Origin of the sequence: Sporolactobacillus sp. CQH2019 (assembly GCF_028765345.1) — a bacterium.
In the GTDB taxonomy this organism is placed as follows: domain Bacteria; phylum Bacillota; class Bacilli; order Bacillales; family Sporolactobacillaceae; genus Sporolactobacillus.
The window spans coordinates 47805-70437 of the sequence record NZ_JARAJZ010000002.1 but is presented as its reverse complement, the minus strand read 5'-3'; the positions used below and the strand labels follow the sequence as shown (position 1 = coordinate 70437).

Annotated in this window: 23 protein-coding genes, 5 tRNA genes and 2 pseudogenes; 21 read left to right on the top strand and 9 right to left on the bottom strand. The window is 46.1% G+C overall.

The window, feature by feature from the left end; translation table 11 throughout:
- Positions 1–254: 254 nt before the first annotated feature.
- Positions 255–1154 carry a deoxyribonuclease IV gene (locus OYT88_RS03290; RefSeq protein WP_274397967.1) on the top strand — a complete coding sequence of 300 codons (900 nt, stop codon included), beginning with the start codon at positions 255–257 and terminating at the stop codon, positions 1152–1154.
- Positions 1155–1267: 113 nt separating this feature from the next.
- On the opposite strand, the gene OYT88_RS03285 is transcribed toward OYT88_RS03290, so the two are convergent.
- On the bottom strand, positions 1268–1525 hold the full coding sequence (locus OYT88_RS03285) for a DUF2624 family protein (protein WP_274397966.1): 258 nt from the start codon (positions 1523–1525) through the stop codon (positions 1268–1270).
- 454 nt (positions 1526–1979) lie between these two features.
- Here OYT88_RS03285 and OYT88_RS03280 point away from each other — a divergent pair, with 454 nt between their 5' ends.
- The 5 genes from OYT88_RS03280 (at position 1980) to OYT88_RS03260 (ending at position 4982) form a co-directional block, all read left to right on the top strand.
- On the top strand, positions 1980–2807 hold the full coding sequence (locus tag OYT88_RS03280) for a sensor histidine kinase (protein WP_274397965.1): 828 nt from the start codon (positions 1980–1982) through the stop codon (positions 2805–2807).
- Positions 2808–2899: 92 nt separating this feature from the next.
- Positions 2900–3262 carry a hypothetical protein gene (locus OYT88_RS03275; RefSeq protein WP_274397964.1) on the top strand — a complete coding sequence of 121 codons (363 nt, stop codon included), beginning with the start codon at positions 2900–2902 and terminating at the stop codon, positions 3260–3262.
- A gap of 139 nt (positions 3263–3401) precedes the next feature.
- Positions 3402–3980 carry a nitroreductase family protein gene (locus tag OYT88_RS03270; RefSeq protein ID WP_274397963.1) on the top strand — a complete coding sequence of 193 codons (579 nt, stop codon included), beginning with the start codon at positions 3402–3404 and terminating at the stop codon, positions 3978–3980.
- Between the two features lie 504 nt (positions 3981–4484).
- Positions 4485–4748: a hypothetical protein gene (locus tag OYT88_RS03265; protein ID WP_274397962.1), complete on the top strand. Its 264-nt coding sequence runs from the start codon at positions 4485–4487 to the stop codon at positions 4746–4748.
- 54 nt (positions 4749–4802) lie between these two features.
- On the top strand, positions 4803–4982 hold the full coding sequence (locus tag OYT88_RS03260) for a reverse transcriptase domain-containing protein (protein WP_274398295.1): 180 nt from the start codon (positions 4803–4805) through the stop codon (positions 4980–4982).
- A gap of 145 nt (positions 4983–5127) precedes the next feature.
- On the opposite strand, the gene ispG is transcribed toward OYT88_RS03260, so the two are convergent.
- Entirely contained in the window at positions 5128–6237 is a 1110-nt protein-coding gene (gene ispG, locus OYT88_RS03255) for a flavodoxin-dependent (E)-4-hydroxy-3-methylbut-2-enyl-diphosphate synthase (protein ID WP_274397961.1), read from the bottom strand.
- 164 nt (positions 6238–6401) lie between these two features.
- A complete protein-coding gene (gene yqfZ, locus OYT88_RS03250; protein ID WP_274397960.1) occupies positions 6402–6725 on the bottom strand; it encodes a protein YqfZ in 324 nt (107 codons plus the stop codon).
- A 216-nt stretch (positions 6726–6941) separates the two neighbouring features.
- Between yqfZ and OYT88_RS03245 the strand changes: the two genes are divergently transcribed.
- The gene (locus OYT88_RS03245; protein ID WP_338000536.1) at positions 6942–7577 is read left to right on the top strand and encodes an NfeD family protein; all 636 of its coding nucleotides are present in this window, start codon (positions 6942–6944) and stop codon (positions 7575–7577) included.
- A 105-nt stretch (positions 7578–7682) separates the two neighbouring features.
- Here OYT88_RS03245 and OYT88_RS03240 read toward each other — a convergent pair whose 3' ends face one another.
- A complete protein-coding gene (locus OYT88_RS03240) occupies positions 7683–7844 on the bottom strand; it encodes a hypothetical protein (protein WP_274397957.1) in 162 nt (53 codons plus the stop codon).
- Between the two features lie 236 nt (positions 7845–8080).
- On the opposite strand from OYT88_RS03240, the gene OYT88_RS03235 reads away from it, so the two are divergent.
- The 5 genes from OYT88_RS03235 to OYT88_RS03215 all read left to right on the top strand — a co-directional run bounded on the left by OYT88_RS03235 (position 8081) and on the right by OYT88_RS03215 (position 8497).
- Positions 8081–8155 (top strand) — tRNA-Asn (locus OYT88_RS03235).
- Between the two features lies 1 nt (position 8156).
- Positions 8157–8230 (top strand) — tRNA-Met (locus tag OYT88_RS03230).
- A gap of 15 nt (positions 8231–8245) precedes the next feature.
- A tRNA-His gene (locus tag OYT88_RS03225) sits at positions 8246–8318 on the top strand.
- Positions 8319–8322: 4 nt separating this feature from the next.
- Positions 8323–8399 (top strand) — tRNA-Ile (locus tag OYT88_RS03220).
- A gap of 8 nt (positions 8400–8407) precedes the next feature.
- A tRNA-Ser gene (locus OYT88_RS03215) sits at positions 8408–8497 on the top strand.
- Positions 8498–8756: 259 nt separating this feature from the next.
- Here OYT88_RS03215 and OYT88_RS03210 read toward each other — a convergent pair.
- Entirely contained in the window at positions 8757–8936 is a 180-nt protein-coding gene (locus OYT88_RS03210) for a hypothetical protein (protein WP_274397956.1), read from the bottom strand.
- Positions 8937–9284: 348 nt separating this feature from the next.
- Here OYT88_RS03210 and OYT88_RS03205 point away from each other — a divergent pair, with 348 nt between their 5' ends.
- The 3 genes from OYT88_RS03205 to OYT88_RS03195 all read left to right on the top strand — a co-directional run bounded on the left by OYT88_RS03205 (position 9285) and on the right by OYT88_RS03195 (position 11199).
- The gene (locus OYT88_RS03205; RefSeq protein WP_274397953.1) at positions 9285–9809 is read left to right on the top strand and encodes a TetR/AcrR family transcriptional regulator; all 525 of its coding nucleotides are present in this window, start codon (positions 9285–9287) and stop codon (positions 9807–9809) included.
- 70 nt (positions 9810–9879) lie between these two features.
- The gene (locus OYT88_RS03200) at positions 9880–10830 is read left to right on the top strand and encodes an SDR family NAD(P)-dependent oxidoreductase (RefSeq protein ID WP_274397951.1); all 951 of its coding nucleotides are present in this window, start codon (positions 9880–9882) and stop codon (positions 10828–10830) included.
- Positions 10831–11046: 216 nt separating this feature from the next.
- Positions 11047–11199 (top strand): hypothetical protein, encoded by a 153-nt coding sequence (locus OYT88_RS03195; RefSeq protein WP_274397949.1) that lies wholly within the window; start codon positions 11047–11049, stop codon positions 11197–11199.
- A 266-nt stretch (positions 11200–11465) separates the two neighbouring features.
- Here the strand turns inward: OYT88_RS03195 and OYT88_RS03190 are convergent, their stop codons facing one another.
- On the bottom strand, positions 11466–12176 hold the full coding sequence (locus tag OYT88_RS03190; protein WP_274397947.1) for a MerR family DNA-binding transcriptional regulator: 711 nt from the start codon (positions 12174–12176) through the stop codon (positions 11466–11468).
- A gap of 152 nt (positions 12177–12328) precedes the next feature.
- Between OYT88_RS03190 and OYT88_RS03185 the strand changes: the two are divergent.
- From OYT88_RS03185 to OYT88_RS03170, 5 genes and pseudogenes are all read left to right on the top strand, one after another.
- Positions 12329–13197: pseudogene (locus OYT88_RS03185) on the top strand (alpha/beta fold hydrolase).
- Between the two features lie 13 nt (positions 13198–13210).
- A pseudogene (locus OYT88_RS20805) lies at positions 13211–13567 on the top strand (ISL3 family transposase); the annotation flags it as partial.
- A 789-nt stretch (positions 13568–14356) separates the two neighbouring features.
- On the top strand, positions 14357–15565 hold the full coding sequence (locus OYT88_RS03180) for a CynX/NimT family MFS transporter (protein ID WP_274397946.1): 1209 nt from the start codon (positions 14357–14359) through the stop codon (positions 15563–15565).
- 291 nt (positions 15566–15856) lie between these two features.
- Complete coding sequence (locus OYT88_RS03175; RefSeq protein WP_274397945.1) at positions 15857–17311, top strand: MFS transporter; 1455 nt, start codon at positions 15857–15859, stop codon at positions 17309–17311.
- 524 nt (positions 17312–17835) lie between these two features.
- On the top strand, positions 17836–18222 hold the full coding sequence (locus tag OYT88_RS03170; RefSeq protein ID WP_274397944.1) for a YolB family phage-derived protein: 387 nt from the start codon (positions 17836–17838) through the stop codon (positions 18220–18222).
- A gap of 459 nt (positions 18223–18681) precedes the next feature.
- On the opposite strand, the gene OYT88_RS03165 is transcribed toward OYT88_RS03170, so the two are convergent.
- The gene (locus OYT88_RS03165; protein WP_274397942.1) at positions 18682–18948 is read right to left on the bottom strand and encodes a hypothetical protein; all 267 of its coding nucleotides are present in this window, start codon (positions 18946–18948) and stop codon (positions 18682–18684) included.
- 60 nt (positions 18949–19008) lie between these two features.
- Here OYT88_RS03165 and OYT88_RS03160 point away from each other — a divergent pair, with 60 nt between their 5' ends.
- A complete protein-coding gene (locus tag OYT88_RS03160) occupies positions 19009–19869 on the top strand; it encodes a metallophosphoesterase family protein (protein ID WP_274397940.1) in 861 nt (286 codons plus the stop codon).
- Positions 19870–20335: 466 nt separating this feature from the next.
- Here OYT88_RS03160 and OYT88_RS03155 read toward each other — a convergent pair whose 3' ends face one another.
- Both OYT88_RS03155 and OYT88_RS03150 read right to left on the bottom strand, forming a co-directional pair.
- A complete protein-coding gene (locus OYT88_RS03155) occupies positions 20336–21232 on the bottom strand; it encodes a LysR family transcriptional regulator (protein ID WP_274397939.1) in 897 nt (298 codons plus the stop codon).
- Between the two features lie 244 nt (positions 21233–21476).
- Positions 21477–22628 carry a 2-hydroxyacyl-CoA dehydratase subunit D gene (locus tag OYT88_RS03150; protein ID WP_274397938.1) on the bottom strand — a complete coding sequence of 384 codons (1152 nt, stop codon included), beginning with the start codon at positions 22626–22628 and terminating at the stop codon, positions 21477–21479.
- Between the last annotated feature and the right edge of the window lie 5 nt (positions 22629–22633).

Genomic DNA, 22633 nt, shown 5'->3' with positions numbered 1-22633 from the left:
AAGACATGCCCCGGAAAAGCGAAGGGAATCCCTGGGTCGGCGGCGCCGGCGGAGAAAGAAATGAGGGCATGCCCCGGAACATCGGCGGTGGTCCTTGCTGAAACGGCGGCATGTTTTTTCATTCCCTTCATCGTATATTTCGCTGATATCCAGTGTATGTGACAAACGACGATCCGTGAATAATGGGAAGGAGGGCGGCAGGAGGCAAATTCGGACAATTATGCTAAAATAAGTGAAGAAAAGAGGGGATGTCTTTGTTAAAGATAGGATCGCATGTTCATATGTCCGGCTCTAAAATGCTTCTCGGGGCGAGTGAAGAGGCGGCGGCTTATGATGAGACAGTTATGATGATTTATACCGGAGCCCCGCAGAATACGTTAAGAAAACCGATCGAGAAGCTGAATATTGAAGCGGGCCGGGCACATATGGAGGCGCACCATATTGAAGAAGTGGTCGTCCACGCGCCTTATATCATAAATATCGCCAACACGGTCAAGCCGGAAACCTTCTCTCTCGGCGTATCCTTTCTGCGCAAGGAAATCGATCGGGCGGCAGCGATCGGTGCCGGGCAGATTGTGCTTCATCCCGGTGCACATGTCGGGGCGGGTGTCGAGGCCGGCATTGCAAAAATTATCGAAGGGCTGAATGAAGTGCTTGAAGAGGACGATACAGTTCAGATCGCACTGGAAACGATGGCCGGAAAGGGAAGCGAATGCGGCTTCTGCTTTGAACAGCTTGCGCAAATTATAGACGGTGTCCGGCTGAATGAGAAACTGTCCGTATGCTTCGATACATGTCATACGAATGACGCCGGTTATGATGTGGCTCATGATTTCGACGGGGTTCTGAACACATTTGATAAAATAATCGGAGCGGACCGGATTAAAGTGATTCATGTGAATGACAGCAAGAATCCCCTGGGAGCCCGAAAGGACCGGCATGCCAACATCGGCCTGGGTACGATCGGCTTTGAGCCGCTGAATGCCATCGTTCACCACCCGCAGCTGGAAGCACTGCCGAAAATACTGGAGACTCCGTATGTCCGTGCCGGCGCGGATACAAAGAATAAGAAACCGCCCTATAAGTATGAAATCGCCATGCTGAAGGCCGGGCATTTTAACGCTCATCTGCTTGAGGATATTCTCGCCGGTTAAGGTCGATTGTTCGCCGCGCCGCCTTAGGAATATGTAAAATAAGCCGGAGAAACTCCGGTTTATTTTGTAAGGACATCAGAAAGTTGTTCTGTCTCATGGCTCTTTTCGTGCGATCACTGATACTTTATCATCAGATCTTCAAAGCGCCGGTTCAGGTCTTCGGCCAGTTTCGGTCCTAATTCCTCAACAAGAATCCGGCGCAGTTTCCTTTGATCCGCGGGATCAAACAGATTAATGTTTTTTCCGTGCACACGGCCGGCCACCCTGGCGGCCTGATTTTTTGAGATCGGGATCCCGTATTGAACGGCCTGCCGGTAAAGCTCTTCCGCCGTGACTTGATTAATCCGCTGATTGACGATCTGCTGAATCATGGGATGCACATTCTCCACTCCAATTCATTTTTTGATGAAACATTCACCATAGCCTATGCCGGCCGAATCAGACGAATACACGCAATTTATCGGCGAAAATCGACAGAATCCGCCATAAAGTCGAAACTTGTCAAACATTCTTTGGTCGTTTGCCCTATATCATTTTTCCTGATTAAAGTATAATTTAAATACACACAAAAAGCGTTTGAATTTTTAAACGTTTAAATCCGAACTGTCTTTTAAGGAGTGTTGAGAGTGCACGGGGCGTAAACGTAAAATATAAAGAGGAGTGATAACCATCATATATCATGAATCCTTTCTATCCGTTTCTGAGAAAGACCTGTTCGAGAATCAACTGTCATTGGAAATGCGCTTCTGCCTGACTCCCGAAGGTCGTATTTTAGATTGCAATAGAAATGGCAAAGTTATGGTTGATCGCTTTGGAGATTGCTTCTTGGACTTTTTTACGGAACATGTCCGGACAGAGAGCAGAAATTACCTCAAAACCATCATGGAAAGCGATGACATTGTTGCCGCGCTGCTGGATGATCGGGTTGAAAACAACGGCGTAGGCACCCTTTACAATGGATTCAGCAAAGACGGGAAAATATATATTGCCGCCTACCACACTGCAATGATTACCCGTCTTGCGGCAGAGTTTGCCCATGAGCTGAGAAATCCGCTGACCGTGATCAAGGGGTTTGTGCAATTATCCGACTATACACAGGAATTTGATAAATATAAAAGAACGATCATTTCCGAAATAGACCGCATGCACGCAATTCTTGAAAGCTTTCTGACCCTTTCAAAAAAACAAATTAAGAAAAAGCAGATGCTGCCTGATCAAGTCTGCACGTCCCTGATTTCTCTGATTTCATCGGAATGCTCACTCAAAAAAATTTCTTTCGATTACGATGTGGCTTATTCCGAAAAGATGTGTTCGGTCGATCTCTCCATGATTAAGCAGGTTATTCTGAATCTGCTCCGAAACGCGCTGGAAGCGATAGAAGAAAAGGAGCAGGCGGAGAAAAGAATTTTTTTCAGAGGAGCCGTTGAAACGAGGGGTTACCGTTTTTCATTGTCGGATAACGGTTCAGGAATCGAGACCAGTGTCCTCAAACAGCTTGGCAAGCCTTTTTTTACGACAAAGGAAAAAGGGACAGGCATCGGTCTGTCCCTGTGCAAAAAGATCGTTGCCGACCATCGCGGGACATTCTGCGTGAGCAGTCTGCCGGGAAAAGGGACAACGGTCAGCTTCTTCCTTCCTTTTACTGCCGCTTAACGGAATCACTCCGTTTCCATAATCTGTATCAGTTAAATCGATTCATTTGAGTCAGACTATAGACGATCCTAAAAAGAAAGTGAGGGGTCGCTATGGCTGATAAGGATCATTTGGAGGAAGATTCATTATACGGGAAGCAGCATGCTTACAATAATGAAGAGTACGCAAAAGAGCTGGCGGCCGATCAGTATGATCCGGAAGCCGGACGGGCGGACCATGATCATGCGCACAGGAGCGGCGAGCGCCGGGTTTTTGAGAACGGGAGAGGCATGGGCTGGCTTGCGCTTGCCTTTTCCGTCGTATCGTTATTCTTTCTCCCCATTGTTCTCGGCATTGTCGGGATCATCGTCGGCTATATAGCCTTCCGGGAAGGTGCACGGACTTTGGGCGGCTGGGCCATAGGCATTGGCTGTGCTGCTGTTTTGATCCAACTTTTTTCGCCGATGTTCTGGTGAAAAGGTCAACGAAAGGGCGCTTTGCAATTTGCAAAGCGTCTTTTTGAATGATACATATTTCTAACACTGTAATTGTGACATATGTTACAATATCGTTGAAAATAGTTGATGATATTGTGAAAAAAAGGAAGGAGATAGCATGGAAACAATAGAAGCCATTGATACAAGACGTTCGGTTCGCAAAGTGACGGACCAGGCGGTGCCGAAGGAAGAAATTGTACAAATTCTCGATGCAGCGCGGCGCGCGCCGAATCACTTTAACACGCAGCCGTGGCATTTCACGGTTCTGACCGGCGAAGGCCGCAATAAACTGGGGGATGTTTACGGGAAAGCCAATCAGCAGAATTTGGAAAGTAAGGACAAGGAATCACTTGAGGCTGTATATCAAAAGGGATTAGCCAAGGCAAAACGTTCTCCGGTCATTATTGTTGTAACCGCTGAACCTTCTGACAAACCGAAAGTAAAAATGACGGAAGAAATTGCGGCAACCGCCTGTGCCGTTGAAAACATGCTGCTTGCCGCCCATGCGCGGGGGCTTGGAGCGATGTGGCGTACAGGGGATGCGGTGTATACCGACACGATGAAGCAGAATTTCGGCATTTCCGCCAAGGGACTTGTGATCGGCTGTGTCTACGTCGGTTATCCGGAAGAAGGAAATACGCTTAGGGCACCGGCCAGAGCGTCTGTCGAAGAAATAACGGCCTGGGTGAACGAATAAAGGTCGGAGCTTCTGAATGCCGCTGAAATGAAAAAGTTCCGGGATTTAAAATCCCGGAACTTTTTTTGGTGCGCCCGGCATGGGCGATAACTTGGCGGTGAAAGTCCGCTGTAGACCGTAGCGGTCGGAACTACCAGCTGAGGACAAGAGTGTCTCCTGTGAGGGAGGATCTGAAGGAAGTCTCAGGCAAAGTGCTGAACGGATGCACAAGAACCAGCTATAAGGTTACACGTCATGGATCAGGTTGCCAAACAAACCCAAGTCCGATACCGCTCAAAATGACGAGTCGTAGAGCTGGCAGTTACATGGCACGAAGGTTATCGCTCTTACCCGGGGAGATCTGTATCATACGTGGCCGACAAGAAGGACGAAAAGTCCTACAGCGACAAACCGTGCAGTGATGGGCGGCTGAATGATGCAGAAGTCAGCCGAGGTCATAGCAGCTGTCTTTGGCAGTGAAGGACCGAACAATAACAATTCTCACTGATACTGGAGGTGGAAGCCGTGCGACAATCGCAGAAAACAGAACATCAAGCTGACCGCCGGAAGAGGGCAGGCAGGGAAGGCCAAGAGTACTCCGGGGCGCGCAGTATGGCTTCTGGTGAAGGTGCAGCTGAGAGCGGCACTTCAATGATGGAGCGTGTCCTGTCGCGAAAGAACCTGAATCAGGCCTATCTTCGGGTGAAGTGTCATAAGGGGGCGGCAGGAATTGACGGAATGACCGTAGAAGAGGCACTGCCTTATCTCAAAGAACATCGGGATGAATGATTAGCATCATGGCGCAAAGGGACCTAGAAACCAACTCCGGTCAAACGTGTAGAAATACCCAAACCGGATGGCTCTAAGCGCAAACTCGGCATACCGACCGTTGTTGATCGAGTGATCCAGCAGGCAGTGGCTCAAGTGATGAGGCCCATGTTTGAAGGGGTGTTCTCAGATCATAGCTATGGTTTCAGGCCGCATCGCAGTGCTCATGACGCTCTGTTACACCCTGACGAATGAAAAACTGGAGCATCTTGGATTAATGAATCTTTCCCAGACACTCCAGCCTATTCAAAGTGCTTAAGTTATTGAACCGCCGTATACGGATCCGTACGTACGGTGGTGTGAGAGGCCGGCAGTGTGAACTGCCTCCTACTCGATCCTCTCAGCCCTTGATCTCTGCCTGTTCCGCTTTCTTCCTGGCAAAATATTCGTCGGCAAGTTTGTCGATCTCGATTTTCAGCTCTTCGACCATCCGATCTTCGGGTACTTTGCGAATGACTTCTCCGTGTCTGAACAGAAGGCCTTCTCCGCGGCCCCCGGCGATGCCGATATCGGCTTCCCGCGCTTCGCCCGGGCCGTTGACCGCACAGCCGAGTACCGAGACCTTAATCGGCGCGTTGATATGGTCGATGTAGTCTTCCACTTCGTTGGCAATCTTGATCAAATCAATCTGGATACGGCCGCATGTCGGACAGGAGATCAGCGTCGCGGCATTGGTCAGGCCGAAAGTTTTAAGCAATTCGCGGCAAACTTTGATTTCTTCGACAGGGTCGGCCGATAAGGAAATCCGCATAGTATTGCCGATGCCTTCGTTCAGCAAAATGCCCAGCCCGGCCGCGCTCTTGATACTGCCGGAAAACTTGGTTCCGGATTCCGTGATGCCGAGATGCAGCGGATAGTTGAACGTGCGGGCGGCCTTCTCATAGGCCGCGACTGCCAGATGAATGTTCGAAGCCTTCAGCGAGACGATGATATCATGAAAATCAAGGTCTTCAAGAATTTTGATATGATGCAGCGCGCTTTCGACCATTCCGTCCGCAGTCGGATAACCGTATTTATCCAGAATGTGTTTTTCCAGTGATCCGGCGTTGACGCCGATCCGGATCGGGATGTGCCTGGCTTTCGCCGCACGGACAACGGCTTCAACATTCTCTTTTTTTCCGATATTTCCTGGATTGATGCGGATTTTGTCGGCACCGCCCTCGATCGCTTTCAAAGCAAGTTTATAGTTGAAGTGAATATCGACGACAAGCGGAATATGGATCCTGCGCTTGATCTCCGGTATGGCCAGCGCATCCTCCATGGTCGGACAGGCGACGCGGACCATCTGGCATCCTGCTTCTTCAAGCCTTCTGATCTGAGCAACGGTTGCCGCAACGTCGCGTGTTTTTGTTGTTGTCATGCTTTGTATGATGACTTCATTGGATCCGCCAATGGTTAGATTCCCGACTCTCACTTTTCTCGTTTTCGTCCGGTGCGTAATTTCTGACACGAACCATCCGCTCCTTTATGGGTAAGAATGAATTATCTGCGGCATTTTCACACAGAAACAGTATATCATGAATCGAGCGGAGCTGCCGCCTTTTGACATTTCCATGCGGCATGGACAATCAAGACACCGGCTGTGTAGCGAGAAAATGATTCGCTGATTTTTTGTTAAGGCTGACGGTCGTAATAGGGAAACGCATACGTTCGCCCAATCTGCAGATGGTTCGGGTCGACCGACGGATTTAAAATGGCGAAATCCTTGATCACTTGATCAATGGAAGGGGATGTCTTATTGATACGTTCCGCAACCGAAAGCAGTGTGTCTCCGGGCGCTACGGTGATTCTTTGGGAAGGAATCTGAACTTTTACGGATTGAGCGGAGGCAGCGGAGGCATGCGCCGCGGTTCCGGCCGGCAGCGATCCGGATGTCAGATCGGTATAGCTTGTCCAACAAGCAATTAAGAACAGTAGGGTAAAAATTCGTCTTTTCATCCGATCATCTCCTCGTAGTCATCTATACGCATTGAATCCAATCACTATTCACTTTTTTTAAAAAATATTTAAAAGAAGCTTTTCGCCGGACTCTGCGTATGGTTTAATGAAAAGAGACCGGTCAAATTATTTGAAAAGAAGGGAAGGCGGGGAAAGAAAGCCGTGTTTTGTCTCTCATCCGACGTACTTTGCCTTTCTCCGGCCGGCTGAAAGAAGGTGCCCGATTTGAGTTTATTGGCATATCCCGCAAGCGGTTTTTTCATCATCCTGTTTGCATCCGCTTTTTTATTTGCCGAACTCATGGTCAAAGCAAAGGGTCTTTTCGCCGTCATCGGCAGTGGACTGTTTATTTATTATTTTTCCTATTTTCTTACCGATCAGGCATCGCCGTGGATCGTCCTGCTGCTTGTCGGAGGACTCCTTCTGATTATTATTGACGGGAAACTTTTTACTACAGGTGTGATTGCCATCCTGGGCTTTATTCTGATGATTATCGCCTGTGCGCTTCCGGCGCCGTCGTTACTGTACGGCATGCTGGTGGCGATTGCGTTTGCCATCGGTACGTGCGGTTCCTTTCTCTTTAATAAGTGGCTTCCGAAGCGCGACTATCTGGAAAAGCTGACTCTTCAGGACCGGCTTTCCAGCGATAAGGGCTATATATCGATGAACAGGGACTATCGGGAACTGGTCGGCAGGCGGGGCATGACGGTGACGCCCTTTCATCCGGTCGGCACGGTCGCCATTGATGGAAAAAGATACAGTGCCATTACGGACGGTGCTTTTCTTGAGGAAAATATGCCGGTACAGGTTGTCTCCGTAGACGGAACCAGAATCGTGATCGATAAAATTTAAAAGATGGGAACCGATAAAGTGAAAAAGCAGCTAGATCCGACCGGATGTAACTGTCTTTTTCATTTTTCGATTGCAGGCGGAATGAAGAATGGGGGGGAAAAGCATTCACACAGAAATATCTTCTGTCGCAAACACGTAAGAACGATAGGCTGCCGATAATGCAATGATTGAACCGACTAAAAAGAACAGGACACCTCCAAGATAAAGAGCAGCTGCGACCACTTTGCTTTTTTCGTTAAGCACGACGGCCCCTTGTGTACGATCCATAATCAGCCTTCACCTCTTTCAAACTTTTTGTATCTATATGTATTCACCGAATAGGTACTCGGTTCCTGATAAACGCGGAAGTGAAACACGATCCGGGAAAGAAACGCAAAAAAATGTTGTCAAATCCGGGCCAGTATGGTATATTAACATTTGTCGTTGAAAGAGAATCGGCTGCTTTCAACAAATATTGACAGGCGTGACGGCTTGTGTTAAATTAGTTCTTGTTCTGAATTTATTCCACAGTAGCTCAGCGGCAGAGCAATCGGCTGTTAACCGATCGGTCGTAGGTTCGAACCCTACCTGTGGAGCCATGGCGGTGTAGCTCAGCTGGCTAGAGCATACGGTTCATACCCGTAAGGTCGAGGGTTCGATCCCCCCCGCCGCTATTTTTTTTTCTAATGGCGGTTATGGTGAAGTGGTTAACACACCGGATTGTGGTTCCGGCACGCGTGGGTTCGATCCCCACTAACCGCCCGTTGGACCCTTAGCTCAGTTGGTTAGAGCAGACGGCCCATAACCGTCCGGTCGTAGGTTCGAGTCCTACAGGGTCCACCATTTGTTTTGGAGGAATACCCAAGCTTGGCTGAAGGGATCGGTCTTGAAAACCGACAGGGGCTTCACGGCTCGCGGGGGTTCAAATCCCTCTTCCTCCGATCAGGGATTTTTATGACTTTTTATAATTCCTCAAGATCGTTGATATGATACGATTTTTGAGGATTTTAATTTTATAGCTTTTTATACACTTGCCGGCTAAAAACCAGCTGTTTATTTTGCTGCTGTTTTCAGCTGCACGACTGAGCTTTCCAGCTTTGTAAAAAGTCCGCCGACGACATCCTCCGTTCCTTCTATCTTTATATTCTTATTCAACCATTCCGAAAATTCTTCCGCAGGTGGTTTTTCGGGACTTTTTGTTTATAACGGGGCGGGTCCATGCACAACTTGCGTTCCTGAGTAGGCATGAGCGGGCATGATTAACGGCATGGATGCCTGCTGTACGGTTTTTCCGCTTCCCCTCTTTAGATGGATGATCTCCGCTTTGGTCAGATCGACCTGGGGAAGGGGCGGCTTATTCAAATGTAATCTTCTGTTCATTTTTTTACACCTTTTGGGATGGTCAATAAACCATAAAATGTATGGGTTAACTAACCTACTTCAGCAAAATCTATACAGGGATTACCCCGAGCCAGGATAAATATATCGGTAACAGCCTGTGGAAATTTCGATTAAGAGATGTCTCGGCAGGTAGCCCAATGTCACGGTCAACCAGGGTGTCGGCCTGCGGCGGCTCAGAGGGAAAGGGGCTTATAGAAGAAAGGAAGTCTTTTTCTGTCTGAGAAAAATTTTACCTCAATGGCGAAGAACGTTTTTTCTTGACAAGGATTATCCGATCAGTTATTATTTATTTATCGACCAATAACTTATTGCAGAAGGAGATAGAACATGAGCCGTCCGAAAAGGGGGAATCGCGAAGAAGAGATTATCGAAGCCGGTCTGGAAGTTTTTGCGAAAAGAGGATATTATCAAACGACAACCGCGCTCATCGCGGAGAAGGCGGGTATTTCACAGCCGTATGTGTTTAAATTTTTTAAGACAAAAGAAGTACTGTTTGAAACGGCGCTGAGCAGAGCTTACGAACGGATTAACCGATCCCTTCAAAACGTGAAAGCCGATCCCGATCATCTCATCGAAGCGATGATCGCCGCTTACGAAAATTTGTCGGATTCCCGCCCGTACGAAGTTGCTTTGCAAGTCATCGGTCTGTCCGTGCCTGAAGCTGCGATAATGGCAGTTACACGTCGGGGCCTGCTGCTGATTCGAAAGAATGTGCTCAACCGATTTCGGGAAGCCGGAATCAAGAATGCCGAGCGGGAGGTCACTCGGCTTATGGCCGAGGGCATACTCTGCAACATTTCCTTTTTCCTTGAATTACCGGAATTGATGGAGAAACAAGCGGCGGAAAAATAACGGAGAAAGGCAATTTTTTTGGCACATTAAGTTATTGATTGATCACTAAATTTAAAGGAGAGATCTACGAATGGAAAGAGCCCTTGTATTGGGAGCCACCGGAGGAATAGGCCAGGCCATCGTTGCGGAACTCATCGCCAGAGGAAGCCATGTGATTGCTTTCGGGCGCTCGCAGCAGAAGATGAAAAAAATATTTGCCGCCTACAATCGGCAGCAGCTTTCTTACGCGACCGGCGACGTTTTCGACGCCGACACGGTTGCCGATGCAGCAAAAGATGCCGATGTCATTTTCCATTGTGCGAATGTCAACTATCAGGAAATGAAAAATAAACTGTTGCCGATGGGTCAAAGCGTGATGACGGCAGCCGATCGTCTGCATAAAAAAATCGTGGTGATTGACGGTATCTACGTCTACGGCCATCAAGTTGCCGAAGGGAATGAGGCTCACCCGAAACACCCGCACACACAAAAGGGGAAAATTCGCCTGGCTTATGAAAAATTGATATTCAGCGATCAATGGCGCAACGCTCGGCCGCTCATTGTCAGATTGCCGGATTACTACGGCCCGACTTCGCAAAGCGCTTATTTACAGCCGACCCTTGAAGGATTGACAAGACACCGTATCGCGTTTTTTATCGGGAATCTGACCACACGGCGGGAGTACATTTATCTGCCGGATGCAGCCCAAATGATCGTCAGCCTGGCGGAGCGGGACGATACGTCCCGTGAAAACTGGAATATTCCCGGTTCAGGTCTCATTTCGGGAAAAGAGATCGTTAAGATTGTCCGGGAAATCACGGGTCGGCGGAAAAGAGCCATTCCGCTGCATACGTGGATGATCGCATTGATCGGACTTTTCGATCCGTTCATGCGGGAAGTCACGGAAATCATGTATCTTACGAAAGAGGGTTTTATCCTAAGCGGAGAAAAATATCGGAAACGGGTCGGACCGATCGTCAGGACACCTTTCCGGCAGGGACTGGCGCAAACACTGCGTGCTTATAAGGCCGAAGATCAGTAATGAAAGGCAGATCGGGCATCTATAGAGGCAAATTCTATCCGCCGTTTGAAAATATGACCGGCACAAACATCTTTATCTCAATCTGCTGCAATGAAGTTCAGTTCATTCACAGGGATAATTATAATGATGGCGATTTATGAATTTATAGTGGGGCGTTCATCCGAATAGGTTCGCTGATCTCTATTCCCGTGTTACTGCGAGAAAGGATTCAATCGGATGAAACGGTACCGGATCGGCAGAAAATGCATTATCGAGAAACTATTCACCGTTTTTTTCCCTTTTGCACTGATTCTGGCTGCGTTCATCATTTTATCGGGTATCGTCGGCAGTCTAATCCATCTGCCGGCTTTCCCCTTTCTGTTTATATAGACTATCCCATTATTTTAATACTCACAGTAAGATCTCTTAAAGTGATTTTTCGCTTCAGAAGATAAAGGGGGGCATCCAGGAGCTTTATATTTAGGGGCCTCCGGAACATATAGTGGATTTTCTTTTTTAATAGAAAAAGAACAATGGGTACGAAGATAGGATTGTTTAGTAGTAAAAGGCAAACGATAATATAAATTTAGGTATCAAACGTATTAGATTGATATCTTGTGAAAAATGTAAAGGAATAACGGTGTACTTATTACTTTTTAGGAATTTATTTCTTGGTAAAAGTTTATATATTTTATCAGTTCTGTGATTCCTTTCAATTGAAGTAATAGCTGATTACTTAAATTTTCCAAAGCCAATTGAAAGGAACGTTCGTTTTTTTCATAGTTTTGGGTGTCCAAATTATTTAATAGCCGCTTCATATTTTCAATATAATAAACGGTTTTTCGCAAGCTGCTTATGACCAGTATTCTGCGAAGTTGAGATATTGAAACCATTCTGTAGCCGTTTTCTTTATTTCTTTCTAAATGGATTAAACTCATTTTTTCCCAGTGACGGATAGCTGAAGTATTTACGCCTGCTATTTTTGCAGCCTCTCCAATACTCATATATTCTTTAAATTTTACGTTATTATATTGAGTAAAATCGGCATTTTGCAGCATTGTCAGTATTTCTTCGACCCGCTGTTTCTCCACTTGAATATAATACTGCTGTTCATTGACTAACCAAAGAGCTTCTTCAAACCTTGCATTTTTAATCATTCTCATTACTTCGTAAACAACAGGTATATCATATCCTCTTAATAAGGCTCTGATGGCAGCAAAAGCCTGGAAGTGGATCGTTGTGTAGAAACGGCGATTACTTTTTGTTCTGGGTACAGCAGGAATAAGTTCTTGTTCTTCATACCTCCTCAAAGTTGTGGTACTGACATTCAATGCCTTTGCAATTTGTTTAGGCGTATATGTCTCCATTTACTAACTCCTTCTTAAAGTAAAACCTTGAAGTGCTACAATAACATATTTCAGTCAGAAATCCCAATATATAAAGGCCAGAGTATGGAAAACCGAAAGATTGCATGAATTTTGTATGATGGTTATAGAAACATTCTGGAGGAGTGATAGAAATGGAAAAGAGCATAAAACTTGCGGACGAATCAGAATTAAAAGCTGGCTTGGCAGGAAATCCAGATTTACCCACAATCATGCTTCCAGTTACTAAAGAATCTGTTTATGGACAGGAAGCCGAGTACTTAAAGTTGTGGGGAGTAGATTCTGAATTAGGAAAACATTTTGTCGAGGGACTCATGGACAATTTCCAGATTTTATATTTCGACTATGAAGGACATCGTTTACAACATCCGAACCCAGAGAACCTCACACCTGAAAGCATCGTAAAGGACTTTCTGACAATTGCTGATGAAATGAACGTTATGAAATTCAGCTACTATGGTTATTCCTGGTTGGCTTTAATTGGATTACAATTAGCCATTCGGACAGACAGGCTGGAAAGCTTGATCATGGGCGGTTATCCGCCAATAGATGGTCCCTATAAAGAAATGATGGTAAAACACACCAACAAGCTTTAAAAAACCAAAATTCTTCTGTTATAGATGAACAAAACCATATCGGTCCGGAAAAGATTGATTGGGATAACATACAGGTCAAGCTTGACACGAATCAAACGAAACAGTTTGTTACACTGTACAAAAATTTAATGGATTTTAATGATCGGGAAATTCAACATAAACTAGTTTTTCCGAGATTGGCATTTGCCGGGGAAAAAGACACTATTGTTTTTGGAGAAAACTTCGGCAATGTAACAGTTGATATTGTCGGTATTCTTCAAAAAAACAAACAGGAATTAGAGCACCTTGGATGGGATATAGAAATCTTAAAAGGACATGATATGGATCACACAAAAGCTATGCAGCCTGTAACGGTCCTGTCATTGATAAGGCCCTGGTTGATTAAAAATTTGAATATAACCCGTTAAAAATAAATAAATCAGCAATTCAAAAGGCGCTTATAAAAACGTTTTGAGAGCCGTAGACAACTGGCAAGATACTTTCGACAAAAGGCCGGCTGACGCTTATACAGAGTTCATAAACAGCATTATTAGGCAAGTTGAACGAATGGGTAGAGGATATTCATTTGCAGTCTTACGGGCCAAGATACTGTTTAATGAGAATCTCCGTAAGAAACGCAAGCCACGATTTTCAAATGCCTTCAACAAAACTATGTTCGATACTTTCAATTGGCATGAAGTAGCAGACCACGTTATAACAAACAACTTTGGTGTCGATTTTTCTATATTTATTAAGAAATTGGAGAAGAGTGTCTTATCAGCTCTTTTCCGCCATTAAAATCCGAATACCCATATTTAACAAGCAGATCGGAGACCTCCTCCGGTCAGCAGAATCTGAAGCTTTTACTGATCCTCAAAATTGCCGATACAAGGCGATTTTTGAGGACTTTACTTTATTATCAGGCATTCTTGCAGAGTAAACACCGGGCAACGGGCTTTCAGGATTGGAAGCCGGACAGATCAAAAGGTAATTTCGTATAGCTGGCCTCAGCGGTTCAGCGACTAGTCAAAACTTCGAGGCCATACTCTGGGGGGCTTTTAGAAATTGGTGAAAATGTAGTACAATAGCAACGGTTGTGTGAAGATTACATAGTGCATGCCTGTGTATGAGTGCTCATCTTTAAACGAATCACGAAGATTCGCAGAGGGTTGTGAACTGTGAGAGGCAGTTTTTTGGAAAGAAAAAATAACGGTCACGAAGACCGATTGACTCTTTTATTTGCTTCAGGAGTTAGTTGGCATTCGTGACTTTTTATTTTAGTTGCGATTAACATTTGCAATCGATTGTGTTGCCATTAATGGCAGCGGTAAATCGACATTGATGAAGATCATCAGCAGATTTATGCTTCAGGTCAGGGTCTGTTCGGCTGATTAATACTGAAGGAGACTGAGAGATCGGCATTTTTGGCGATCGTTTCAACACGCCGGTTTTGTTTTTCAAAATGCAGAATTTCAGTTCTTCTGCGATAGCACGGCATGAGGTATGTACAGAAGCAGCTAAAAAAGAAGGAAGGCGGGCCCGATTTCGCAGAGAAAAGGGTCCGTTTGCAAAGGAGAAGACGATCGGTTGGCTACAAAAAATAAAGTTTTAAGTCAGAAATCATTCATCTTGTTATTCATCGGTATTTTGCTTATTTCGGCGAATCTGAGAGCTCCGATTACGGCTGTCGGCCCTCTGTCAAAAATTCTTAATCAGGAAATGAATCTGTCAAACGCCTGGGTCGGGATGCTGACAACACTTCCGCTGCTCGCTTTTGCGGTTATTTCACCGTTAGTAGCGAGCGTGGCCGGAAAGTTCGGAAACGAAAGGACGCTGTTTGCCAGCATGCTTTTTCTTACTCTCGGCATTGCTTTACGATCTTATCGGGCAAATGATGGCTGTTTATTTATCGGTACCCTGATCATTGGCGTGGCGGTTGCCTTTGGGAACGTCCTTCTCCCCAGTTTCATCAAAGAGCGTTTGCCTGAAAAGATAGGAGTGATGACAGGAGCCTATACGGTTGTGATGAGCCTGTTTGCCGGTTTGGGTTCGGGCCTGAGCATTCCGATTGAAAGAGGGACAAGTTTCGGGTGGAGAGGCTCTCTGATGGTGTGGGGCTTATTATCGCTGGCGGCCGTAATTGTTATGCTGCCTTTGCTGCATGCGAAACAGCGGCAGCCTGCGCCTGCAGGCGGGCAGAGACGCCCGACGCTGTTTTTTTCGAAAAAGCTGCTGACTTCTCCTTTGGCCTGGTACGTGACTCTGTTTATGGGACTGCAGTCGCTTCTTTTCTACGTGCTGATGGCCTGGCTGCCGTCTATTCTGGTAAGTGACGGCTATAGGGCGTCCCAAGGCGGATGGATGATCCTCGTTTTGCAGATTATTTCTCTGCCCGCTTCATTTCTGGCGCCCGTTCTGGCTTCCCGCCGCCAAAGCCAGACGGGATTGGCTGTTTTCGCCTCCGTACTTTATGTGATCGGCTTTGCCGGGATGCTTTCGGGAAAATGGATGATCCTCTGGATCATCTTCCTTGCTTTGGCAGGCGGCGCATTAATCAGTCTGGCGCTTTTATTTTTTACGTTAAGGACACATACGGCTCAGCAAGCTGCCGAACTCTCGGGAATGGGGCAGTCCGGCGGTTATTTGCTGGCAGCGCTGGGACCGGTTTTCTTAGGGTTTCTGCATGATTTGACAGGCGGCTGGCTGGTTCCGGAAATCATTTTAACTTTTCTCTCCCTTATTATGCTTGTCGCCGGAAGCCGGGCGGGAAAAAATAAATACGTCGAATCGCATTGAAAAAAGGGCGGGTTCTCATCTTTTTGCTGAGCGGTTCCGTGGCGATTCTATCATTTTTTCCATGTTTCCCGGCGCATGTTCGGATGATCGCCTTGGCAACTTTTTAAATTTCTTAATAAGTCACCGGTCATAGTAGAAGCCGGCTTCAGGGAAATCGTCTTAAAGACGAAATAAAAAATGGCGGTTTTAACGTTTCGGGGAGCCCTAAAAGGGATAAACTAGCAGCACTGCAAATCGAATGACCTGACGTTAAAACGATCATTGACCGGTTGAAGAGAGGAAGGATCACAGGTGGATAAGGGCATCAGACGCTGGCTGATCATGGCGGTCTTTATTGCGACGTTCATGACTTCAGTTGAAATAACGATTGTGACCACGGCGCTGCCTGCTATTATCAGCTCCTTGCATGGACTAGCCTACCAAAGCTGGATTATGAGCGCCTATTTGCTGACCACGGCGATTACGACGCCAATTTACGGTAAATTGGCAGATGCGATGGGCAGAAAGCGGATTTTCCTATGGGGAGTGTTGCTATTTATTTTAGGTTCCGGCTTATGCGGCGTTTCCCCCTCTATTTTATTATTGATTTTATCGCGGGCACTGCAAGGAATCGGTGCCGGGGCCGTCATGCCGCTGACCTTTACGATTATTGCCGATAGCTACAGCTTTGATGAACGGCCGCGAGTGATGGCGTTCAACAATACCGCCTGGGGGATCTCGGCGCTGGTTGGCCCGCTGATCGGCGGCTTTCTTGTGCAGTATCTGAACTGGCACTGGGTGTTTTTTGTCAATGTACCTTTGGGCATCATCGTGTTTTTCCTCACCCCGGTCGGTTACCGCGAATCGGCCGGAAACCGCCGGAATTTAAAAATCGACCGGGCCGGCATCGTCTGGCTGGCCGCCGGACTGATCAGCCTGCTTCTGGCCGTTCAGCTATTGGACAGTTCTCAGAAACGTTTGTTATGGATCTCGGCCGGCCTGCTCCTTGCCGCCGCCGGTGCCTGCGGGCTGCTGGTCCGTCGGGAAAGACACTTCAGCGATCCGTTAATTGCGCCGTCCCTGTTTGCCCGTCCGACCTTTACCGTACAAATCATCACGGCGCTATTGCTGAGCGGCATTTTAATCGGCTATCAGATTTATTTTCCGATCTGGCTGCAATCGCTCTATCGCTTGCCGGCGACGATTGCCGGCCTGGTAGTAACATCCAGTTCAGTCATGTGGCTCCTGATGTCATTTGCCGTCGGTCCGCTCATTACCCGCTTTGCCCCTAAAAAAATTACACTTTGCGTGGTGACCCTCCAGATGCTGGCTTATCTGCCGCTGATCTTTGCCGGGCGCCAATTTCCATCATGGGCGTTTTATGTCATTGCTGCCATTTCCGGATCCGGCATGGGAATAGTGATTAGTATGAACACCATTTTATGCCAGCATCTGGTGGGGAAAAATCAGATCGGCAGTGCGACTTCATTATTGACGTTAGGACGGACGCTGGGTCAGACGATCATGACCGGAATCTTTGGCGCCCTGTTTAATTTCAGTATCCGTTCGCAATTGCAGGGCATCCCGTTCAGCTGGGTCAATAACGTCATCAGTTCAAAAAACGGGGACTCGTACGTGGCCCGCCGCAGTTTTATTGACGGTATCATTTTAAATTCTCTGCACATGATTTTCTTATCTGCCATCCTGCTGTTCCTTGTGGTGCTGATCGTTAATTGGCGCGATCCGAATAATAAAATCGTGAAATGACTATCCCGCCGGCCGCAGTACTTGTAAATTTCTTTATACCGGCGGTTCGCAGTCAGGATGGCAATGAGTGGTACGCCGTCTATCGAATGGTGCTGCAGGAGATGATCCACTGCTTGGAAATGTTAAATGCTGCTGAACGATTGCCGTACATAGGATTCATCCTCCTTTTTCAAATTCGTTTTACTATTGCGTGCTTATAAATCTATTTCATTTTAACCGGAACTTATAAGTGTCGGCGAACAGATCGCCGGTTATCTTAAATTTTCGGGATGCCGGAGCCGTAAAACCGCATCGGTTTTTCCTTTAGCTTTTCTTTTAAATGGAAGCCGCTTCGCTCCAATTCTTCCAAAATAAATATATAATTGAACTGTATTAAAAAATAGATGGCAGGAATGAAAGGGATAGCTTTCTTGTCACTGTTCATGACTGCGGTACCGATGATTATTAGAGCCGGGTTTTAATTTTCCCATTGATGACAGTGTAAATTGATTTTCATCAAATGATATAGGACAGGACGTGGTTGGATGTATGATCCTAGCGGTACGACAAGTATCAGTCAAATGAGCCCACAGGAAAAAGCTTTATTCGCCGCCTATGCTCAGCTGACGGTTGGTAACCGGGTTCAGGCTGAAATTGATGGGCTTCCCGTAAATAATTCAGGCGATCAGTTGACATTTACAGATTTTGAAAGAGATATGAGTGATCATAAAGTTATTGATCAAAAACTGGCAAGAAATGTTTCGAGCCAAGTACAAAACGAATTGACACGCGATCAGACGATGACGGGCAATCCGTTCTATGGAACGATACTTAATCTTGTACAGAAAGCCTATCAGCTTGGTCTTGTTGACCAGAACAATCAGCTTGTTTCAAGAAGTCAGGTTCTGTCGGATTATCAAAATTCAGTATGACTTTACTTTAATGAAGAAGATAGAGCAGTTCTTTGCGTAAGCGTTGGGCCGGCTCTTTTTTATCGGCAGTTAACGATGAAGAAGGGCAGGACCGCAGCCAAGTATCCGGATTATCTTCTTGACAGAGAAAAATAGCTATAATACAATAGTCTTTACCGACGGTCATAAGGATTCATTCTCCGTGGTACATAATTAATACCCTTGATCAAGCACTCGGGAATAGCCATAAAGGGGCATTCCCGGGTGTTTTATATTTTATGGGCAAGGCCGGGATAGGTATAGGAAACTTGAAAGATTGAGGCCGTCAATCGTAAAACATATCCTATTGATTGCACTTTAAAGAAGCATCGGCCTCCTGTAACAAATGATCGAAAGCGAAGAATCCGCACCATTTTTTTAACGAAGGGCTGCTGCGGAGAATAGAGAGGCGTATTATCAAAAGGGGATAAGAATAACGAACTAATGAAAGGAGGATTCGGATCGCTTGGAAAAGCCGGCAGAAGCGTCCCGCCCGGAAGGAGCAGGACGATCGATGGCGGCGATATCAGCCGTGCCGTATTCATGGGAGCAGATAAATGCCCTCTTTCTCAGCTGCGGCGCGTAGGTCCGAAAATCGATCAGCAAAGAGATCGCCGCTTTCAAATTTTCTTCAGCTGATTGTATTGCATCATTTTTACCGTTCCGGTGGGTTTTCAATGAAGCATACCCTCTTAAAATGGTTGACAAATAGCAGACCCTTTCGATTATACTGAGATTGATAAGTCTGAAATGATAAAGGTGAAAAGTTTGTTACATAAAATCGCATTGCTGGCCGATGTTCATGGGAATACAACGGCATTGGAAGCAGTTGTCGCAGATGCATTTCGCGAAGGGGCTACCGAATACTGGTTTCTGGGGGATTTAATCATTCCCGGACCGGGATCGGCCAATTTATTGGCCATCCTGAAGAAATTAAAGGTATCGGTTTTTGTCAGAGGAAACTGGGAAGATTGTTTTCTTGACGCGCTGAACGGCCACATCGATCTTAATGACCCGACGGATGTCTATATTGCAAGGCAGGCTCAGTATCAATACGAACATTTAAGCAGTTCCGAAATCGCGTTTATGGAGGGGTTGCCTTTATATCTCACTAAGCAAATTAATGGGATGAAAATGGGTATCTCACACCATCTGCCCGATAGAAACTGCGGCGGTGACCTTGCAACGGATCAGGATCAGCAAAATTTCGATCGCCTTTTTAGTAAAGATCCTTCTGATCTTGCTGTTTATGCACATATTCATCATCCGATCATGAGGTACAGCAGCGCAGATCAGCTCATCATCAATCCCGGTTCTATCGGACAGCCTTTTTCTAATTGGACGGGGCACCGTCCCGATCTGCGGCCGGAGTATGCCATTATCGAGATCGACGAAACCGGTCTGCTGCAAACGCTATTTAAACGGGTAAGCTATGATCGGGACAAAGAAATTCAGGAAGCAAAGAGACAGCATCTTCCTTATTTTGAGCTCTATCAGGAACTCTTGATGACCGGTCGCATCCATACGCATGATAAACAGCGGCTCGCAGAGATCAATCGTCGCTATGGTTACAAGAAAGAAGTCATCGAGTTTTTAAAAAAGACGCCGTTTAACACGAGGAAGCGCTAAGAATAGGCTTTTCTGTTGTTATGGCGTGCGTACTGGATCAATAGGGCAAGCTGCTGCTTTCCAGCCTGGTAACGGGCCTGGCGATCGGTTCAGCCCGGTGCATGCCGGTGCTATGAGTCAGCTTGACGGGGCCGCCTGACCGCCGGGGACATCCCTCAGCCGGTTTCTAAAAACGTTCAGGGAAAATCGTGACCGATGGCCTTGGAGATAGCGGGCCATCTGAGCCAGGGATTGATCAGGATCCCTCATACTTGTATATCGTGTGCCGTTCTGTGCCAAGATAAAAATATCCCCCCATGAGCGATACCCCTGTCTTTGGCTGTGCGGCAGCGCCATGGTGCAGGAATCATTCGCAGTTTTTATCTTTCTTCGTCGTTGCAAGTCACTTTCAATCTCTGATAACAAATGTCCCCCTTGAATGTTCCGATTGGTTATCTCTTTTGCCGGTTTGCATCGTTTCTCCGGTTCAGTTTATGAGCCGATGCCTGCAGCTGAGAACAAAACGCTCAAAATTTTTGACGACAGGTTTTTCTTTCGGGTCATTCGGCAAAACCATCATCAGTGTTCTTTTGATTTTCGGAGTCAAACGAATGATTTGTATATTTTCCCACTTTATATGGGTAACCTCTACTAAAGGAATCATTGCGATTCCTGCCCCTTCTGCAACAAGTCCGAGTGTTGTATCCAGTCTGTGGGCGCTGAATTGGCTGAATTTAGGAGTAAATCCGGCTTTTGCGCAAGCTTCAATGGTTTCTTGCTGTAAGCTGGTAAAAGGAATAAACGTTTCATCTGCCGTTTCTTTTAAATGGATCGTTTTTTGTTCAGCCAGTGTGTGGCCGGAACGGGTAACGATGACGAATTCATCATCAATCAACGGACAGGATTTGAGCTTTACGCCTTTTGGCTTCATTTGATCATACAAGGTCAGTATCGCCGTATCAATTTCCTCTTCATAAAGCATTGGGTATAAATCAAAATATTCCGCTTCGCGAATTTCCAATGAAACGTTAGGATACTTCTCGATAAAACACTGAATAAGAGAGGTTATTCCATATTCATTCAAAACGGGGATGGTTCCGATAACAAGATGGCCGGTCGTTCCATCGACAAACTTTTTCATTTGTTTATTTATTTCAGCCACTTCATTCAGAATGTATTGTCCGCCCTCGACAAACTTTACACCTGCCCACGTCAGGCAGACGCTCCGTGTCGTGCGTATGAACAATTTAACTCCCAGTTCCTCTTCAATTCGTTTAATTTGACGCGAAAGCGTGGTTGGGGTAATGTGCAGCATGGAAGATGCTTTATGAAAACTTTTTACCTTGGCGACCATTAAAACACACTTGATTTGGCTAAGTTCCATTGATTTCACTCTTTTCAGTCATTCTTGATCCGTCGCGTACAAGTAAATACGCTTACAAAAAATTTTTAAAAAATCTTCTCGATATTCATTAGTGTAAATCATGTTGCTTCATAAAGAGATATAAAACGGATCAGTGTCAAACAAAGTACAATATTTGAAGAGATGCTTTCCGTTTAATCAAAAAAACGTTGTGCCCTGAAGACACAGCGTTATAATTTTAGAAACATGAGTTTTACTGCTTTTATCAGATAACACTTTGACCCATCTCCAGAGTCTCCTTAAAAGCCTGTATACGGGTGCGGGCTTGTTCGGCATCCGCTTGCTGCTGATCGATTTCCAGGTAAAGCGTCGGAATATGCCGGGCTTCAAATTGTTCTTTCAATATCGGATAGTCGAATTCTTCTTCACAGCAGAATTTAAAGAGCGCGAAAATGATCCCGTCTGCTTTATTCTCTTTCACGAGATCGAGAACCATCTGTCCTCTTTTCTTTTCCGGATCGTAGGCAACGGACAGGCCTTCAATATTAGCGAACATTAGTGCAAGACGATGTATGGCATCCCTTCCCACCGCCGGGACATCCGTTGCGAACTGAATCGTTTCCTGGGCCAGATTATCACCGACAACAGACAGATTATTTTCTTCCAGGATTTGGAGAACGGAATCCGGTTCCGCCATAATTCCGGTTATGACCACTCTTTTACCTTTGAATTCAAATTTATCTGTTTCCTTCAGTCCGGCGATCAGGTCCTTAACAAGCTGTGCGTGTTTCGCCTTATCCATGAAGTAGGCGCTTTTGATGACTTTATGGCGAACAAGCGGGGTGACAATGTCCAAATGGTCATTTGCCGCCAGAACGAATTCGCGCATTGTTTGACGCCAGTCATTATAAACATCGATAGCCCCGGCGATCGCCTGATCCGTAATTTCATGTCCGGCGATTTGTTCCAGTTTTGTTTTCATTTTCTGATACTCTGTTTCCAGGAATCGGATTCCGGCTTCGATTTTACGATTAGCCGGAGGAACAATCTGAATAACCGGGAGGCTGGAGGCAACCATCATATCCTGACCGACACACTTCAACTGATCACACATGGAAGGAACAACAATGCCGGAAAGATTTTTATAGGTTCCGTTCATGTCGAATTCCATACACGCCATCAGCAGCGAGCAGGTAAAAGCGGGCAGATAATTTTTTGCATCGTTAATTTCCGTTTCTCCTCCCCAGCATCCGACCGGCAGCATACCGCCTGCGTAGATAATTTCTTCAGGAACAATTTCCGGAAGCCATCCGATCGCCTTCTTGCCTGTTTGATCAATAGAATCTTTCACTGCTTTTCCCGGATGATCGGCTGCTTCCGTTAATTGAAAAATAATACTGTTAACGACTTGGCTCATCTTTC

What these genes read in the sequence shown, in the direction of transcription:
- OYT88_RS03190 (WP_274397947.1), bottom strand. Translation starts at nt 12,176, where the DNA reads ATGGAGACATATACGCCTAAACAAATTGCAAAGGCATTGAATGTCAGT.
- OYT88_RS03210 (WP_274397956.1), bottom strand. Translation starts at nt 8,936, where the DNA reads ATGAACAGAAGATTACATTTGAATAAGCCGCCCCTTCCCCAGGTCGAT.
- yqfZ (WP_274397960.1), bottom strand. Translation starts at nt 6,725, where the DNA reads ATGAAAAGACGAATTTTTACCCTACTGTTCTTAATTGCTTGTTGGACA.
- OYT88_RS03150 (WP_274397938.1), bottom strand. Translation starts at nt 22,628, where the DNA reads ATGAGCCAAGTCGTTAACAGTATTATTTTTCAATTAACGGAAGCAGCC.
- OYT88_RS03195 (WP_274397949.1), top strand. Translation starts at nt 11,047, where the DNA reads ATGAAACGGTACCGGATCGGCAGAAAATGCATTATCGAGAAACTATTC.
- OYT88_RS03200 (WP_274397951.1), top strand. Translation starts at nt 9,880, where the DNA reads ATGGAAAGAGCCCTTGTATTGGGAGCCACCGGAGGAATAGGCCAGGCC.
- OYT88_RS03275 (WP_274397964.1), top strand. Translation starts at nt 2,900, where the DNA reads ATGGCTGATAAGGATCATTTGGAGGAAGATTCATTATACGGGAAGCAG.
- OYT88_RS03270 (WP_274397963.1), top strand. Translation starts at nt 3,402, where the DNA reads ATGGAAACAATAGAAGCCATTGATACAAGACGTTCGGTTCGCAAAGTG.
- OYT88_RS03205 (WP_274397953.1), top strand. Translation starts at nt 9,285, where the DNA reads ATGAGCCGTCCGAAAAGGGGGAATCGCGAAGAAGAGATTATCGAAGCC.
- OYT88_RS03240 (WP_274397957.1), bottom strand. Translation starts at nt 7,844, where the DNA reads ATGGATCGTACACAAGGGGCCGTCGTGCTTAACGAAAAAAGCAAAGTG.
- OYT88_RS03155 (WP_274397939.1), bottom strand. Translation starts at nt 21,232, where the DNA reads ATGGAACTTAGCCAAATCAAGTGTGTTTTAATGGTCGCCAAGGTAAAA.
- OYT88_RS03285 (WP_274397966.1), bottom strand. Translation starts at nt 1,525, where the DNA reads ATGATTCAGCAGATCGTCAATCAGCGGATTAATCAAGTCACGGCGGAA.
- OYT88_RS03170 (WP_274397944.1), top strand. Translation starts at nt 17,836, where the DNA reads ATGTATGATCCTAGCGGTACGACAAGTATCAGTCAAATGAGCCCACAG.